Origin of the sequence: Pedobacter sp. ASV12 (genome assembly GCF_016429155.1) — a bacterium.
Classification (GTDB): Bacteria; Bacteroidota; Bacteroidia; order Sphingobacteriales; family Sphingobacteriaceae; genus Pedobacter.
Genome location: NZ_JAELUC010000003.1, coordinates 24,564 through 39,632 on the forward strand (window position 1 = coordinate 24,564; position 15,069 = coordinate 39,632).

At 44.2% G+C, this 15,069-nt stretch carries 13 protein-coding genes; 2 read left to right on the top strand and 11 right to left on the bottom strand.

Annotated features, from left to right (window positions below; genetic code table 11):
- The first annotated feature begins 40 nt into the window (after positions 1–40).
- Positions 41–1,492, top strand: a complete 1,452-nt coding sequence (locus JHD69_RS01840; RefSeq protein WP_199136757.1) for a M20/M25/M40 family metallo-hydrolase — start codon at positions 41–43, stop codon at positions 1,490–1,492.
- A gap of 110 nt (positions 1,493–1,602) precedes the next feature.
- Here the strand turns inward: JHD69_RS01840 and JHD69_RS01845 are convergent, their stop codons facing one another.
- From JHD69_RS01845 to recJ, 7 genes are all read right to left on the bottom strand, one after another.
- Positions 1,603–2,031 carry a CBS domain-containing protein gene (locus JHD69_RS01845; RefSeq protein WP_199136759.1) on the bottom strand — a complete coding sequence of 143 codons (429 nt, stop codon included), beginning with the start codon at positions 2,029–2,031 and terminating at the stop codon, positions 1,603–1,605.
- Positions 2,032–2,142: 111 nt separating this feature from the next.
- Complete coding sequence (locus JHD69_RS01850) at positions 2,143–3,558, bottom strand: S41 family peptidase (RefSeq protein WP_199136761.1); 1,416 nt, start codon at positions 3,556–3,558, stop codon at positions 2,143–2,145.
- A gap of 69 nt (positions 3,559–3,627) precedes the next feature.
- Positions 3,628–4,473: a helix-turn-helix domain-containing protein gene (locus tag JHD69_RS01855; RefSeq protein ID WP_199136763.1), complete on the bottom strand. Its 846-nt coding sequence runs from the start codon at positions 4,471–4,473 to the stop codon at positions 3,628–3,630.
- Positions 4,474–4,521: 48 nt separating this feature from the next.
- Complete coding sequence (locus tag JHD69_RS01860; RefSeq protein ID WP_199136765.1) at positions 4,522–4,707, bottom strand: hypothetical protein; 186 nt, start codon at positions 4,705–4,707, stop codon at positions 4,522–4,524.
- Between the two features lie 178 nt (positions 4,708–4,885).
- Positions 4,886–6,394 (bottom strand): GH3 auxin-responsive promoter family protein, encoded by a 1,509-nt coding sequence (locus JHD69_RS01865; protein WP_199136767.1) that lies wholly within the window; start codon positions 6,392–6,394, stop codon positions 4,886–4,888.
- A gap of 12 nt (positions 6,395–6,406) precedes the next feature.
- Positions 6,407–7,141 (bottom strand): LPS export ABC transporter ATP-binding protein, encoded by a 735-nt coding sequence (gene lptB, locus JHD69_RS01870; protein WP_199136769.1) that lies wholly within the window; start codon positions 7,139–7,141, stop codon positions 6,407–6,409.
- Positions 7,142–7,189: 48 nt separating this feature from the next.
- On the bottom strand, positions 7,190–8,890 hold the full coding sequence (gene recJ / locus JHD69_RS01875; protein ID WP_199136771.1) for a single-stranded-DNA-specific exonuclease RecJ: 1,701 nt from the start codon (positions 8,888–8,890) through the stop codon (positions 7,190–7,192).
- Between the two features lie 127 nt (positions 8,891–9,017).
- Here recJ and JHD69_RS01880 point away from each other — a divergent pair, with 127 nt between their 5' ends.
- On the top strand, positions 9,018–9,788 hold the full coding sequence (locus tag JHD69_RS01880; RefSeq protein WP_199136773.1) for an MBL fold metallo-hydrolase: 771 nt from the start codon (positions 9,018–9,020) through the stop codon (positions 9,786–9,788).
- Here JHD69_RS01880 and JHD69_RS01885 read toward each other — a convergent pair.
- The 4 genes from JHD69_RS01885 to gcvP all read right to left on the bottom strand — a co-directional run bounded on the left by JHD69_RS01885 (position 9,775) and on the right by gcvP (position 14,729).
- Complete coding sequence (locus JHD69_RS01885) at positions 9,775–10,185, bottom strand: response regulator (RefSeq protein ID WP_199136775.1); 411 nt, start codon at positions 10,183–10,185, stop codon at positions 9,775–9,777. The two genes, JHD69_RS01880 and JHD69_RS01885, sit on opposite strands and share 14 nt — an antisense overlap.
- 138 nt (positions 10,186–10,323) lie before the next feature.
- Positions 10,324–10,911: a YceI family protein gene (locus JHD69_RS01890; protein ID WP_199136776.1), complete on the bottom strand. Its 588-nt coding sequence runs from the start codon at positions 10,909–10,911 to the stop codon at positions 10,324–10,326.
- Between the two features lie 200 nt (positions 10,912–11,111).
- Positions 11,112–11,729, bottom strand: a complete 618-nt coding sequence (locus JHD69_RS01895) for a hypothetical protein (protein ID WP_199136778.1) — start codon at positions 11,727–11,729, stop codon at positions 11,112–11,114.
- A 123-nt stretch (positions 11,730–11,852) separates the two neighbouring features.
- Positions 11,853–14,729 (bottom strand): aminomethyl-transferring glycine dehydrogenase, encoded by a 2,877-nt coding sequence (gene gcvP, locus JHD69_RS01900; RefSeq protein WP_199136780.1) that lies wholly within the window; start codon positions 14,727–14,729, stop codon positions 11,853–11,855.
- Positions 14,730–15,069 lie beyond the last annotated feature (340 nt).

Here is a 15,069-nt window from a genome sequence, read left to right on the forward strand (position 1 = left end):
CTGTCCGAAAAAACTTATTTTCATCAAAAAATAACATTAAATGAAGAGTTTCTTTTTATTGGCTTTAGCCGGTTTGTCTTTTACGGCTGGCGCACAAGATCATTTCGGTCCGGTTTTTAAGCAAATCAATACCGAAGTACAGGCCCATTCCAATGCTTATGGCAATTTGAAGGATGCATCGACAACCATTGGTCACCGTTTAACCGGATCGGTAAATGGGGCAAAGGCCGAAGCCTATGTTTATAACCTGCTCAAATCGTATGGCTGCGACGTTAGATACCAGCCTTTCGAAGTAGAAAGCTGGGACAGAAAGACGCTTGCCGTAAAAATAGGCGATGATGCCAATCATCTTGCCGAGATGAAAGCCGTAACCTTGGCTCATTCGCCTGTATCGGCTCAAGTAACTGCCGAACTTGTTGACGTAGGCAACGGCCTTGAGGCAGATTATGCAGGTATTGCCGATAAAGTAAAAGGAAAAATTGCCTTGATTTATTTGGGCGTATTGCCTGGTTCGGCCAAGGGCACACCTGCTTTGCATCGCTCTGAAAAAACCGCCATTGCCACCAAATACGGTGCTGCCGGCGTAATGATTATCAATACTGTAAAAAATGGCGTACTCTTAACCGGAACGGCCTCTGTAACCGGAAAGCTTATTCCGATACCTGCTGTTTGCATTGGCTTGGAAAATGGCATGGCGCTTAAAGAAAAATTAAAGACAACCCCGCAAACAGCCAGTATTGCCATGACCAACTTTTCGGGCATGATCAAAGCGCGCAATGTGATTGCTACATTTAAGGGAACCGAATTTCCGAAGGAAAAAGTAGTAGTAGGCGGCCACTTGGATAGCTGGGATTTGGCTACTGGCGCCATCGATAATGGAATTGGCTCTTTTGCCGTGGTTGATATGGCCCGTACCTTTAAAAAGTTGAATCTCAAAACCAAACGTACGGTAGAATTTGTGCTTTTTATGGGCGAGGAGCAAGGCTTGCTGGGTTCAAAAGCTTATGTTGAGCAGGCCAAGAAAAACGGTACCTTAAACCAGGTGAGTTTCATGCTCAACTACGATATGACCAACGATCCGAAAGGATTCTCGACCAGCAGAAAAGAAATGGAAACCTTGTTTAAAGGCTGGGGCGAAGAAGTAGTAAAAATCGATACCGGCTTTAAAAATCTTTTTCAGGCGGGTGCAGGCTTGCATAGCGACCATCAGCCGTTTATGCTGGAAGGCATTCCTACCGGCGGAGGCGCTGGCGGACGTTTGCCTAACAACTCAGGTCCTTACTACCACTCTGATGGTGATTTGTTTAAACTGGTTGATGAGCAAGGCCTTAAAAATACGGTGCGTTATTCGGCCATGCTTACTTATGCCTTGGCTAACACGCCAAAAATCCCGGTTGGTAAAATGAACGACGCCGACCTGAAAGCTTTTCTCGAAAAAAACAACCTCAAACTGCCTTTGCAGGTAGCAGGCGAGTGGCGTTGGGGGGACTAACAGCTCATTAGTTCATTGGTTCATTAGGCATTTGGCATTGGGCATTGGGCATTGGCTGATTGTTCATAAGCGTAACAAGATATTTTTTAAGCTTTTGCTTAGGGCTTGGCCTAACTATTAATATAGCTTTCCAGTTGCGAAATGGTCTGTTTTTGATCGGCAATGATAAACTTTACCACATCGCCGATAGAAACCATACCTGCCACTTTGGTACCATCCATTACGGGCAAATGCCTGATGTGCTTGTCGGTCATCAGTTCCATGCACAGTTCAATACTGTCGGCAGGGTTTACCGTGATTGGGTTCTTGGTCATGGCCTCGCTCAGGGGCGTGGTGTTGGAAGACTTGCCATGCAACACGATTTTGCGCGCATAATCGCGCTCGGTAAAAATGCCTAGCAGGTCGTCGTTGTCCATAATCAGTAAGGCACTGATGTTTTTTTCGGTCATTACTTTGAGTGCATCGAGCACCGAATCGGTAGAAGCAGCCGCATAAACCTGAACGGGTTTGGTGCTGAGGATTTGTTGGACGCTTTTCATAATGCTTTGAGATTTAGCTAATTAAATTTAACTAAAATAAATTAGAAATGCCATAGGCTAAAAGCATAAAGAACAAAGCTGGACCAACATGGGGCCAGCTTTGTTGCTATCTTATTGTTCCAGGTACTCAGTGGCGTAAGCTATCCAGTCTTTTACCGATGAATCGAGGTAAATATCCGGCTGTAAGCCAATATTGTCTATGGGGTAATCGGGTAGCCTTAAGGAGCGATAAGTGGGCATAACGAGCTTGTAATTGCTGCAACCTACATCGAACATATAAGCATTGGCATAATCCAGTACGCCAAAAGTTGGAGTTCCGAGTATTTTTGTCTTTTTGCTTTGCTTGGCAACCAGGATGAAGTTCTCGGCAGCACTGCCTACCTTTTTGTTGGCCAGCACAGCGATCTGTTTCGGACTTTTGGGTGCCCTGACCAGGTCGCTTACCGTGATGGTATCTCCGCTTGGGATAATGTATTTTCCGAAATTTGCCTTGTAACGCGCTAGCGTTGTGTTTAAAGTTGCTATTTCTGCTGTTTTTTGGTCTTTGTCCTTGAGGTTGTCGCGATAGTTCTCTACCCCCTTGATGAGCGTGCCGGAAGCCAAATACTCGGCGCCTACATGCCTAACCGGATTGGTGGCAAGGTAAGGCAACAGGGTTTGGTAAGCCGCATCGGTTCCGCCTCCATTGCCCCGAATATCGATAATTAGGTTTTCGCTGTTCTCCAATATGGATTTGTTGTCGGCAATTAGCTTTTTGATCCGGTCAACATAAGGATAATCGAAACTCGAAAGTTTGATAATAGCGGTTTTGGACGTGAGTTGTTTCACGAAGAAACCTTCTATTTCATTGATTTTATCGGCGAGCTGTACGGCATTAAGCGCAGGGGTTGGCATTTCCTTAATAAACATAGAGCGCAGCTCCTTAAACTGCAAAATGCAATCGTCATAGCTTTTAAAGGTGCCTCGTTGTACAGAGTGGTCTTGCATCAGGTATTCGAAGCTGCCGTTTGCAAAGAGTTTGAACTTGATTTCTTTGGGTTGCCAATAAGTTGGATTGGCGGCTATAATAAAGCCTGTGTATTCGTTTTGGCCTGTTTTTATAACTCCTACTTTATATTGCTCGTCTCGCCAAATGCCTTCCAACTGATCGTTTGTTTTTTGGATGTGATTCTTGAATTTTTCGAGATCTACTTTAACCAGCTGTTTGCCTGTTTTGGTTTCGGTTTGTGGAGGGGTTGTTTCGTTGCCCATAACCCAAATATGGCTATCCCTAAAATAGGCGGTATATTGTTTGAGCAGCGCCAGACAGGCATTATCTGGTGTTTTTCGCGCTTGAATGGCCAAGTTTGCCTTAAAATTGAGGTAAGTTGATTTATCCTTGGTTTTTGTTTCAAATCCAGGATATTCGCTTTCTATTTTTTTGATTACCGAGTTTAACGCCGCTTCGCAGTTGCAATTCTTTTGCGCATAACCCATTTTCACTACAAATAGCAATAGAACCAATAGTGATACAGTTCTTGTTTTCATAAAAATTAACTTTAAGATATGCGCAAAGGAAAAGAAAGCCTTCGATGGAGAATTGTAAAAATCGTGCAGTTATGCTTCGCTATATAGCCAAACCAGATTTCGTTCTTTAACAGAAACATGCTCGGTTAGCTCTTTTGGGGTACAGCCGGTAAAGGTTTTAAAATCCTTGATAAAATGGGCCTGATCAAAATAATGATTGGAATAAGCTACTTGGGTAAGCGGCTTGGGTTTAGACATCAATTCGTTTAGGGTATGCCTAAACCGGAGCGTTTTGAGATAAGCTTTCGGATTTTGCCCCAAATGAGTCGAAAATAACCTGTACAAAGTCGATTCATTCAGGTGTAATGCCTTGGCTAGCTCTGCTACGGGCAGCAATGCCTTGTTTTGGGCAACAGCCGAAATCAGCTGCAAAGCCTCGTTCATTGTGGAAGGAATGTTTTCGATGTTTAGGTTTTTCAGCAATAGGGTTTCTAACAAGGCTGCCCGCTCAACAAAATCTTCCGTGCCGAACAGCACCGCTAAAAAATTAGGGCTCTTTTGAAAAATGGCGTTAAAAACATCGTCGGTACTGAGCAGGTCTTTGTAGGTTTCTTTAGTAAACAATCGTAAGGCAGCCGGATTAAACAGGATACAAACCTGGTCTAGGGCCGATTGTACCTGTACCTTAAAGGGCAGGTTGTGGAAGCCATAGAGCCTGCTGGTAAAAGAATTTTGTCCGTTCGATACATTGCAGTTGTTTAGGCCATTTTTTGATTGGTATTCAACACGGTTGCTTTTGTAAATGGCTAAGCAGAGGTTATTGTTCGGAAACGTTACATAGCTACTAGCAACTTTGGTATCCTGCCTAAAAAAGAGAAAATACTGGATATGCTTTTTGAGCAAGGGATGCTTGGGCGCTATGATATGGGTATTCATTTGGGAATGGCCAGCAGCGATTGAAGCTGCTGGTCCCAAAATTAAGGATTATCTGCCAAACGTATCGTAATTATCGGTGGCGTATTTTTCAAAGCGCATCAATAATTTGATGTTGGCTTTTTCGGTGGCGCTCAGTTGGCCGCCTACATTGTCGGTTACCGGCACGTGCCACTCAACCGGATCAAAGAACTGGCGATAGCCGATTTTTTTGAAGGTGTAGCTGTGGCTGAACAAAAGGCAGTTTTAGGCTTACCGATAAGGTAGAATCCTAGGCCATCCCTGTCCCACAAGGGTATCGTTAACCAGTTCAAATTCAAATCGGCCATCATATTTATTGTCGGCGGGTTCGGCCAGGTTAAATCTGATTTTTCCGTTGCATTCGGTCAGAAATAGCCGGATTGTTTTTTCATGGCTATAAAAGCTCCAAAATCTCGTCAACATACTTGCGGTCGTTGGCCAGGCGAGGCACTTTGTGCTGGCCACCCAGTTTGCCACGAACCTTTAGCCATTTGTAAAAGGTATCGGCTGGTGCATTATGTACCTTCGGACGGCGCAGGGCCATGTCTTTAAAACGCTTGGCATCGTAGTCTGAATTGACCTCGCGCAGGGTTTGGTCAAGCACATCAACAAACTGTTCAAAATCCTGTGGCTGCGTTTCAAATTCGATGATCCATTCGTGGCCTCCTGCTTCTTCACCCTTAAAGTAGATAGGGCAGGCAGTATAGTCTTTTATTTTGGCGTCCGTAAGCGAGCAGGCCTTAGTCAGTGCGTTTTCGGCATTGTCAATAATCAGCTCTTCGCCAAAGGCATTGATAAAATGCTTGGTCCGGCCGGTTATCTTGATGCGGAAAGGAGAGAGCGAGGTAAATTGAATGGTGTCGCCAATCAGGTAGCGCCAAAGTCCGGCATTGGTACTGATAATAATGGCGTAGTTTTTATGCAGTTCTACCTGCTCTAGCGATAATGTTTTAGGGTTTTCGTCTTCCAGGTTTTCTAAAGGCAGGAATTCGTAGAAGATGCCATAGTCGAGCATCAAAAGCAATTCTTCCGAATTATCCTGGTCTTGTATGCCGAAAAAGCCCTCAGAGGCGTTGTAAGTCTCGAGGTAATACATGTCTGGCGAAGGAATCAATTCCTTAAACTGTTCGCGATAGGGGGTAAAATTAACGGCGCCGTGAAAATAGAGTTCCAAATTGGGCCAAACCTCCAGCAGGTTGCTTTTGCCGGTAAGTTCGAGTACTTTCTTGGCCAAAACAATGGTCCAGGTAGGCACGCCCGAAATGTTGGTTACGTTTTCCTTAATGGTAGCTTCGGCCATTTTATCCATTTTCTCTTCGTAATTGTCCATCAGGGCGATAGAAATATCAGGCGTGCGGTAATATTCGGCCCACATGGGCAGGTTTTTGATCAGCACGGCCGAAAGATCGCCGTAATGGATATCGTCGCAAAGCTGATTGATCTGATGGCTGCCACCGAGCACCAAACCTTTACCCGTAAACATCTGTGTGTTGGGGCGATTGTTGCAATAGATGGAAATCATGTCTTTTCCACCTTTAAAATGACATTCTTCCAGAGCTTCTTCAGACACCGGAATAAACTTGCTGCGGTCGCTGGTGGTACCCGACGATTTGGCGAACCACTTGATTTCTGATGGCCAAAGCACATTCTGTTCGCCTTTGAGCATGCGCTCGATATAAGGCTTTAAAGTATCGTAGTTCTGAATGGGGACACGCTCCTTGAATTGCGAGGCGGTTAAAATCGATTTATAATCGTATTTTTTGCCCCATTCGGTATTTTCGGCACTCGAAATCAAGGTGTGTAGCCATTCTTCCTGAACATCGTGAGGATATTTGATGAAAAGCTCAATCTGGTGGATGCGCTTTTTCATGTACCAGGTAAAAATCGAATTTACAATCGCCATCAGCTTCCGAAATTATAATTTTTTTCTACGCAGCACAAAGTTCGAGCCTAAATAAACCTTTCGTACCATTTCATTGGCCGCCAATACCTCCGGCGTACCCGATTCGAGTATTTTTCCTTCAAAAAGCAGATAGGCCCTATCGGTAATAGACAAAGTTTCCTGTACGTTGTGGTCGGTAATGAGGATTCCGATGTTCTTTTGTTTCAATTTGGCTACAATGGTCTGTATTTCTTCTACAGCAATCGGGTCTACGCCGGCAAAAGGTTCGTCCAATAGGATAAAATTCGGATTGGCCGCCAGTGCGCGCGCAATTTCGGTACGTCTGCGTTCGCCTCCCGACAGCAAATCGCCCCGGTTTTTTCTTACTTTGTGCAAGCTGAACTCATTGATCAGTTCTTCCAGTTTTTCGTGGCGCTGCTCCCTGTTGAGCTTGGTCATTTCTAAAATGGCCATGATATTGTCTTCAACGGTCAGTTTCCTGAACACGCTAGCTTCTTGGGCCAGATAGCCAATGCCCTTTTGTGCCCTGCGATACATGGGGTCTTTGGTAATGTCTTCGCCTTCCAGGTAAATATTGCCTTCATTGGGCTTGATCAGTCCTACAATCATGTAGAAAGAGGTTGTTTTTCCAGCCCCGTTCGGTCCCAGTAGCCCTACAATTTCGCCCTGACTTACATCAAACGAAACATGGTTGACCACGGTACGCTGCTTATATTTTTTAACCAGATTTTCGGCTCTTAAGATCATCTAGATTTACGATTTTAGAATTATGATTTACGATTGGTTTTTTGAAACCTAATCAATTTTAATGCCTTTTATGTTCAATTGCAAACGCTTCTTGTCTTTCCATACATTTTCTTCAATGGTATAGCAGATATCGAAGGGGCGATCGGCTTTTAACAATTGCTCAAATTCTCCCTGTCCGAAAGCAATGCCATCAAAAATAGCTGAATTTTGTTGCTTTACAGCCAACTTGAGGTGATTTGTGCCAACAATTTGCGGATAGCCTACCAAGCTTACTCCGGTACTCTTGAATACCGGTGCCATGTTTTGCGGTCCGAAAGGAGCCATTTGAGCTAAAATACGATAGAATTTAGCATCAATCTGTGTCAGGCTTATCTCGCTGTCTATCAGGATTTCCGGTATCAATAAGTTCGGACTAATTGTAGTGGCCACCACTTTTTCGAACTTTTCGGTAAAAGTGTCGAGGTTTTCAGGCTTAAGGGTTAGTCCGGCTGCATATTTGTGTCCGCCAAATTGTTCCAGCAGTTCTTCGCAGGCCAATAAGGCTTCGTAAAGATCGTAACCCACTACCGAACGAGCTGAACCGGTATATTTTCCATTCGATTCGGTGAGTACGATGGTAGGGCGATAATAAGTTTCGGTTAAGCGGGAAGCTACAATGCCAATAACGCCCTTGTTCCAGTGCTGCTGAAAAAGCACTGTGGTTTTGCGGTTAACCAGTTCTTCGCTGGCTTCGATCATGGCTAAGGCTTCCGCTGTAATGTTCTGGTCAAACGATTTGCGATCTGTATTCTGCAGGTTGATTAAAGCGCTTTGTTCCTCGGCCAATTCGGCCACTTCGCTCAGCAGCATTTTTACGGCATCGCGCGCATGGCCCATCCGGCCGGCAGCATTAATGCGTGGCGCCAATTGAAACACCACATCGGCGATGGTATAGTTTTCGGTTCTGCCCGATATCTGCATCAGGGCCTTGAGGCCAGTGCAGGGGTTTTCGTTCAGTTTGAGGAGGCCAAAATGCGCCATTACCCTGTTTTCGTCAATAATGGGTACGATATCGGCAGCAATGCTTACCATGCAAAGGTCGAGGTATTGCTGGTAAAGCTCGTCGGGCAGGTTATGCAGCTGACAGTAGGCCTGTGCTATCTTAAAACCGATGCCACAACCCGATAATTCTTTGAAAGGATATTCGCAATCAACTCTTTTGGGGTCGAGTACGGCAACCGCTTCGGGAATTTGCTCGGCAGGCAAGTGGTGGTCGGCAATAATAAAGTCGATACCCAATTGGTTCGCATAAGCAATTTTATCAACTGATCTGATGCCGCAGTCTAGGGCAATGATCAGTGTAAAGCCGTTGGCCTTGGCAAAATCAATTCCTTGGGTAGAAATGCCATAACCTTCCTGGTGCCTATCGGGAATGTAATAGTCGATTTGTTGGGTAAATTGGCTTAAAAAGCTGTAGGTAAGAGCTACTGCCGTCGTGCCGTCTACATCGTAATCGCCGTAAACCAGTATTTTTTCATGTTGGCCAATCGCCAGGCTAATCCGATCAACAGCCTGCTCCATGTCCTTCATTAAAAAAGGATCATGCAAATGTCCTGGCTGGGGTCTGAAAAAATAGCGGGCCTCTTCAAAATCAGCTATGCCACGTTGTACCAGTATTTGCGCTAAACTGTGGTCTATGTTCAATTGCTGGGCAAGTTTTTCACTTGTTTCTGTCGCGCCTTGCCCTACCTGCACCCATCTTTTTTTCATTGTAGCGTTATTCTTAGATCAGTATCGTGAGGCCTGCCAAACTCGTTGCTTGTCGCAAAGTTCAGACAGGTTGCCTATATTTGTGGTGTCGTAAATATATCATTTAATTTCTGTTCAAAAAATAGCCATGTCTTTACAAGTTTTTACTTTAACCGAAGGATCTTATTCTGTTGATGTTACCAAGAAGTTTATTCCTTTTGATCCGACGAAAGACAACCCGAAAGACAGGCCGGCCTCGCTGTTCATCCATGTGCAGCCGTTTTTGGTGAAGATTAATGAGATGTTGGTTTTACTCGATACTGGCCTAGGCTATAGCAACGAACAAGGCCAGCTGCATTTGCACGAGAACATCAGAAAGGCCGGATTTAAACCTGAAGACGTCCAGCTGGTGTTGATGTCGCACCTGCATTTCGACCATTCTGGAGGCATGGTGCATCACCACAAGGGCAAAATGGAACTGAGTTTTCCCGATGCCACTTACGTGATGCAAAGGGGAGAGTGGGAGACCGCTTTTTCGAGCAGCTCGTCTTCTTACCATACGGATATTTTTGAGTTTCTGCAGGTTAATGCCGATATCCAGTTGATCGAAGGCTCTGGCCAGCTTAACGAGTTTATCAGCTACGAGCTTACCGGTGCGCATTGCCCATACCATCAGGTATTTTTGATAGACGATGGCATAGACAAGGCATTTTTTGGTGGCGATGTGCTGCCTGAACCCGAAGAGCTGCTGCGCAAGTTTATTGCCAAGTACGATTACGACGGCCGGAAAGCGATGGAACTGCGCGAAGAATTTGGGCAAAAGGCTGCTGCCGAGCATTGGAAATGCCTATTCTATCATTCTAAATCAAAAACACAGGCTTATATAGCGCTAGACGGCGATCGCTTTAAGATTGTTTAGTTTCGAGCGCCTTGATCAGTTCGGTTAGTCTTTCAATAGACAAAGGCTTAGAGATAAAGCCTCTCACAGCGCTGTAGCTTTTTGTTTTTTCGATATCGTTTTCGTAAACCGATGAAGATAGGATGTAAAGGTCTACCGGTTTTGCAATGCCAAGTCGTTGGTAAGCCTCTACAAATTCCCAGCCGTTCATTACCGGCATGTTGATGTCTATTAGAATGAGATGGGGAAGTGATGCGCCTCTGGAAATGGCGTCTTTAAGGTAATCTATTGCCAGCTGACCGTTGCTTTTCGACACCATTTCTATGTCAAATCCAGTCTTCTCCACAATCTTTTTGATGATAAAAATATTGATATCATCATCATCTATCACTAATAGATTAATCTTTGTATCTAACATTGAGGTCCTTATGTAAAGCAAGAAAGCTTTTTCTTAACTCTTTAAAGGTATAGATTGCTGCGCTAAATAACAATACGTTTTATACACAAAAAGGCCTTCTGCAAATGCAAAAGGCCTTTTTATCGGAATTGGATCCGTTTATTTCTTAGCTACCAATTTTACGGCAATGGTAAAATCGTCGTAGATGAAATTATCGCCAATGTTAGAGAAAACCGATTTTGATTTGAACTGGATGCCAAATTTGGTTCTGTCGATGGTGATTTTATCGGCAGTAGCTGTTACGGTTTTGTCTGCGTTCCAGGTAATCGTAGCCGGGAAAGTGATCGACTGCGTAATGCCCTTGATGGTCAAATCGCCTGTAACATTTACGTTAGCTCCGTTGCCTTCTACTTTTTTGATAACGAAATTGGCTGCTGGAAACTTAGCGGCACCAAAGAAATCGTCGGCTTTCAAGTGGTTTTCCAAACCGCCGTTTTTGTCGGCATCTTTAATAGTGGTCATATTGGCAATAAAGCCACCTTCTGCTAATTTTTTGCCATTAAAGCCCAAAGTGCCAGAAGTAAGGTCAACAGTTCCTTTGTGAGAACCTGCAAATTTTTTGCCTTCCCAAGTAATTGTCGATTTAGTTACGTCAACAGTGTAGATATCGGCCTTTGGAGTAAAAGCCAGGAAAGCGAAACTAGCTGCAAAAGCTAGCAATAACATTGATGTGATTTTCAATTTCATCTGATTTTTTTTAAGTTTTTTGTAAAGGTATTTAAATTGTCGAAGCTAAAAAATACCATAGGTTAAGATTTCGTTTTCCAAAATTCTTAACTATAGCCTTTCCGGTTCGTTGGTGGGGTTAGATTAAAAAATAAACGAAAGGTTTAATTGCTTCTTGACAATTGGGTTATAAAATAATACGTGACTGTGGTTATAGAAGCTTATTTAAAATCGATAAAGTTTTTCTCTTCAAGCATCTTTAGATCGAACGGACGTTTGGTATAGGATTTGGACGTAAGGTCTGAGAGTTGTTTCGGCTTAGTATTCGCGAAACTAAACTTATACCCTATGCTTTCTGCTGTTGTAAGATAAACATTGTCGTATTCATTGTCGCTTTCTGGGATGTAAACAATAGCATCCATAGCCTGAGCATCTTTATTGTCATTATTAAAGGCCGTCCATCCAGTTACATTAAAAGTGCGTTTAAATTCGGTAGGATAAGCCATATAATTGATGAAAAAGCAATAAATGGTAAAATCTATATCGTAAGGAAAAGTTATAGCAAAACGATTGTTCCCTAGATCTGTTGCTCTTGGAAGAGCTTTATATTCTTCTCCGTTGTAGCGATTACAAAAACCCTTTATTGATTTTTGGAGTTCTTCCGTACTTATGTTTTCGATAATGACCAATTTGTCGTTGTTCTTTAATTGTTGCGGGAGATAATTGTTAGGTGGTCTTTTAGTGGTAGATGTGCTTTGAAATCCTGACTTTTTGATCAGAAAATATATTCTCACAATAATAACGAGTATGATTGCGACAACGGCAATAAAGAGTTCCATAATTGTTTATCTGTTTGGTTTAAGTCAAAGATATCAATTGGGAAATAAAAAAGCCCAGACAATTTGCCTGGGCTTTTTTTATGAGTTGCACTGCAAAGTTTAACAAGCTTTGCAGCGTTGTTATTATGCCATTGCTTCTTCCATATAACTTTCTAGCGGAGGGCAGGCACAAATCAGCGATCTGTCGCCGTGGCTATCGTTTACCCTGCCTACCGATGGCCAGAATTTATAAGCTGCCACATAAGGAAGCGGGAAGCCAGCAGTTTGTCTGCTGTAACCGTGGTTCCATTCGTTAGCCGTAATTACAGCTGCGGTGTGTGGCGCATTTTTTAACGGATTGTCTGTTTTGTCGAGTTTGCCGCTCTCCACTTCGCTGATTTCATTTCTAATGGCAATCAGCGCGTCGCAGAAACGGTCTAACTCATGTTTAGGCTCGCTTTCGGTTGGCTCAACCATCAAAGTACCCGCAACCGGGAACGATACGGTTGGTGCATGGAAGCCATAATCCATTAAACGTTTGGCAATATCAACCACCTCGATGCCGAAGTTTTTAAAGCTGCGGCAATCTAAGATCATTTCGTGTGCGCAACGGCCCTGGCTGCCTGAATACAACACAGGGTAGTGGGCCTCTAAGCGGGCTTTCATGTAGTTGGCATTCAGAATGGCATATTTGGTAGCGTTGGTCAATCCATCGGCACCCATCATGGCAATGTAGGCATGAGAGATGATCAGGATCGAAGCCGAACCCCAAGGGGCTGCAGAAACCGCGTGGATAGATTTTTCCTTATTGATGTCGACTACTGCGTGGCCTGGCAAATACTTAACCAAGTGTGCCGCTACGCCGATTGGACCCATACCCGGACCGCCACCGCCGTGTGGAATACAGAAGGTTTTGTGCAGGTTCAGGTGGCAAACATCGGCACCGATATTGGCCGGACTGGTTAGGCCTACCTGAGCGTTCATGTTGGCGCCGTCCATGTAAACCTGGCCGCCGTTTTGGTGGATGATGTTGCAGATATCGATAATGCTTTCTTCAAATACGCCGTGTGTAGAAGGGTAAGTTACCATTAAACACGATAGGTTGGCCGCATGTTCTTCTGCTTTGGCTTTCAAATCGTCAACATCGATGTTGCCGTTTTCCAACGATTTTACCACGACGATTTTCATGCCGGCCATCGCAGCAGAAGCAGGGTTGGTTCCATGTGCCGAAGCTGGAATTAAGGCAATGTTGCGGTGGTGGTCGCCACGGTCTTGGTGGTAAGCTCTAATCACCATCAAACCGGCATACTCACCTTGTGCGCCCGCATTAGGTTGCAAGCTCATGGCCGCAAAGCCAGTGATTTCGCTCAGCCATTTGTCTAGTTCGTCAAATACGGTGTAGTAGCCTAATACTTGGTCGTTTGGTGCAAACGGGTGAATTTTGCCAAATTCTGGCCAGGTAACCGGAATCATTTCGGTCGTGGCATTCAGTTTCATGGTACATGAACCCAAGGCAATCATCGAGTGGCAAAGCGAAAGATCTTTGGTCTCTAAAGATTTGATATAGCGCAACATTTCATGTTCCGAATGGTGCGAATTGAATACCGGATGGGTTAAATAAGCCGATTGGCGTTGCAAGCCGGCAGGAATAGTGGTGCTTACTTGGTCAACCACGTTGATGCTGTCTGAAGCAATGCCCTTAACTTTCGAGAAAATGCGAACCAAAAGGGTTACATCTTCAAAAGTGGTGGTTTCATCTAAAGCGATGCTTACCAGGTTGCCTTTATAGTTAAGGTTGATGTTGTTGTCCAGACATTCTTTGTGGATCGAATCGGTTAAATCGCCCAAATCCAATTGGATGGTATCGAAATAAGCTTTGCTCAATACCTTGTAGCCGATTTTTGAAAGTGACTGGGCCAGGCTTACGGTTAAGCCATGGGTGCGCTCTGCAATGAGTTTCAAGCCTTTTGGACCATGGTAGGTCGCATAAAAGCCGGCCATGATAGCCAATAAAGCCTGAGCGGTACAGATGTTAGAAGTTGCTTTGTCTCTGCGGATATGCTGTTCGCGGGTTTGCAAAGCCATACGCAGTGCATAATTGTTGTTGCTATCGATGGTTACGCCAATAATACGGCCAGGGATAGAACGCTTGTATTCGTCTTTGGTAGCAAAATAGGCTGCATGCGGACCGCCAAAGCCCATTGGTACGCCAAAGCGTTGCGTAGTACCTACCACCACGTCGGCGCCCCACTCTCCCGGAGGAGTGAGCAAGGTTAAGCTCAAGAGGTCGGCCACTACGGTTAGTTTGATGTTTTGATTGTGCAGGGCGTTGGCAAAGTTGGTATAGTCGTAAACTTCGCCATTGGCCGCAGGATATTGTACAATGGCGCCAAAGAAGTCTTCGCTAGGTGTAAACTCTTCGTGGTTGCCAATTACGAGCTCAATGCCGAAAGGGTTGGCTCTGGTTTTTAGGATGTCGATGGTTTGGGCAAACAGCTGTTCTGATACAAAGTATTTTACGGCAGCCTGGTTTTTGCGCAAGCTGTACTGCATAAACATGGCTTCGGCAGCGGCGGTACCTTCGTCCAACAACGAAGCATTGGCTATTTCCATGCCGGTTAAATCAATAACCATGGTTTGGAAATTAAGCAACGCCTGCAAACGGCCTTGGGCAATTTCTGCCTGGTAAGGCGTGTACTGCGTATACCATCCCGGATTTTCCATTACGTTGCGCAGAATTACACCCGGCGTAATCGTGTCATAGTAACCCTGACCAAGGTATGATTTAAAAACTTTGTTTAGCGAAGCCGTTTGTTTGAGGCTTGCCAAATACTCGGTTTCAGATTTCGCCTTAGGTAGGTTTAAAGGCTGTTTTAACCTGATTTGCTGAGGAACCGTTTGTTCAATCAGTTCGTCAATTGAGGCAACGCCAACGGTTTGCAGCATGGCCGCTGTATCTTCAGCATTTGGCGCAATGTGGCGTTCTTTAAATTCTTCTTGGTAGTGGATGTTTAAGCTCATGAAGTATAGCAATAATTGATGCCGCAAAGGTAAGAAAACTATCCCTATTTTTTGCCATCAAAATGGATGGGCAAACGTCATATTTTAGTCTCAAATACAACCTGTTAAATCTATGTTTTTAGTAGGGTTTGCGGATTTGGCATTTTGGGTTTTGCTCTATTTTTTGACATTTGGCCGATTTGCGGTCAGTTTGAGCATCCAAACAATAACTTAAAGTTAATAATTTATACTTTAGCGAAAACTTACCGGAGATACATTGAGCAATTGATTGAGGTGTAAGACATTTCAATCCATCTGTAAGTTTAACTGAGCAGCTTACATTTGGTTTACTATTCTAGAA

What these genes read in the sequence shown, in the direction of transcription:
- JHD69_RS01840 (WP_199136757.1), top strand. Translation starts at nt 41, where the DNA reads ATGAAGAGTTTCTTTTTATTGGCTTTAGCCGGTTTGTCTTTTACGGCT.
- JHD69_RS01845 (WP_199136759.1), bottom strand. Translation starts at nt 2,031, where the DNA reads ATGAAAAGCGTCCAACAAATCCTCAGCACCAAACCCGTTCAGGTTTAT.
- JHD69_RS01850 (WP_199136761.1), bottom strand. Translation starts at nt 3,558, where the DNA reads ATGAAAACAAGAACTGTATCACTATTGGTTCTATTGCTATTTGTAGTG.
- JHD69_RS01855 (WP_199136763.1), bottom strand. Translation starts at nt 4,473, where the DNA reads ATGAATACCCATATCATAGCGCCCAAGCATCCCTTGCTCAAAAAGCAT.
- JHD69_RS01865 (WP_199136767.1), bottom strand. Translation starts at nt 6,394, where the DNA reads ATGGCGATTGTAAATTCGATTTTTACCTGGTACATGAAAAAGCGCATC.
- lptB (WP_199136769.1), bottom strand. Translation starts at nt 7,141, where the DNA reads ATGATCTTAAGAGCCGAAAATCTGGTTAAAAAATATAAGCAGCGTACC.
- recJ (WP_199136771.1), bottom strand. Translation starts at nt 8,890, where the DNA reads ATGAAAAAAAGATGGGTGCAGGTAGGGCAAGGCGCGACAGAAACAAGT.
- JHD69_RS01880 (WP_199136773.1), top strand. Translation starts at nt 9,018, where the DNA reads ATGTCTTTACAAGTTTTTACTTTAACCGAAGGATCTTATTCTGTTGAT.
- JHD69_RS01885 (WP_199136775.1), bottom strand. Translation starts at nt 10,185, where the DNA reads ATGTTAGATACAAAGATTAATCTATTAGTGATAGATGATGATGATATC.
- JHD69_RS01890 (WP_199136776.1), bottom strand. Translation starts at nt 10,911, where the DNA reads ATGAAATTGAAAATCACATCAATGTTATTGCTAGCTTTTGCAGCTAGT.
- JHD69_RS01895 (WP_199136778.1), bottom strand. Translation starts at nt 11,729, where the DNA reads ATGGAACTCTTTATTGCCGTTGTCGCAATCATACTCGTTATTATTGTG.
- gcvP (WP_199136780.1), bottom strand. Translation starts at nt 14,729, where the DNA reads ATGAGCTTAAACATCCACTACCAAGAAGAATTTAAAGAACGCCACATT.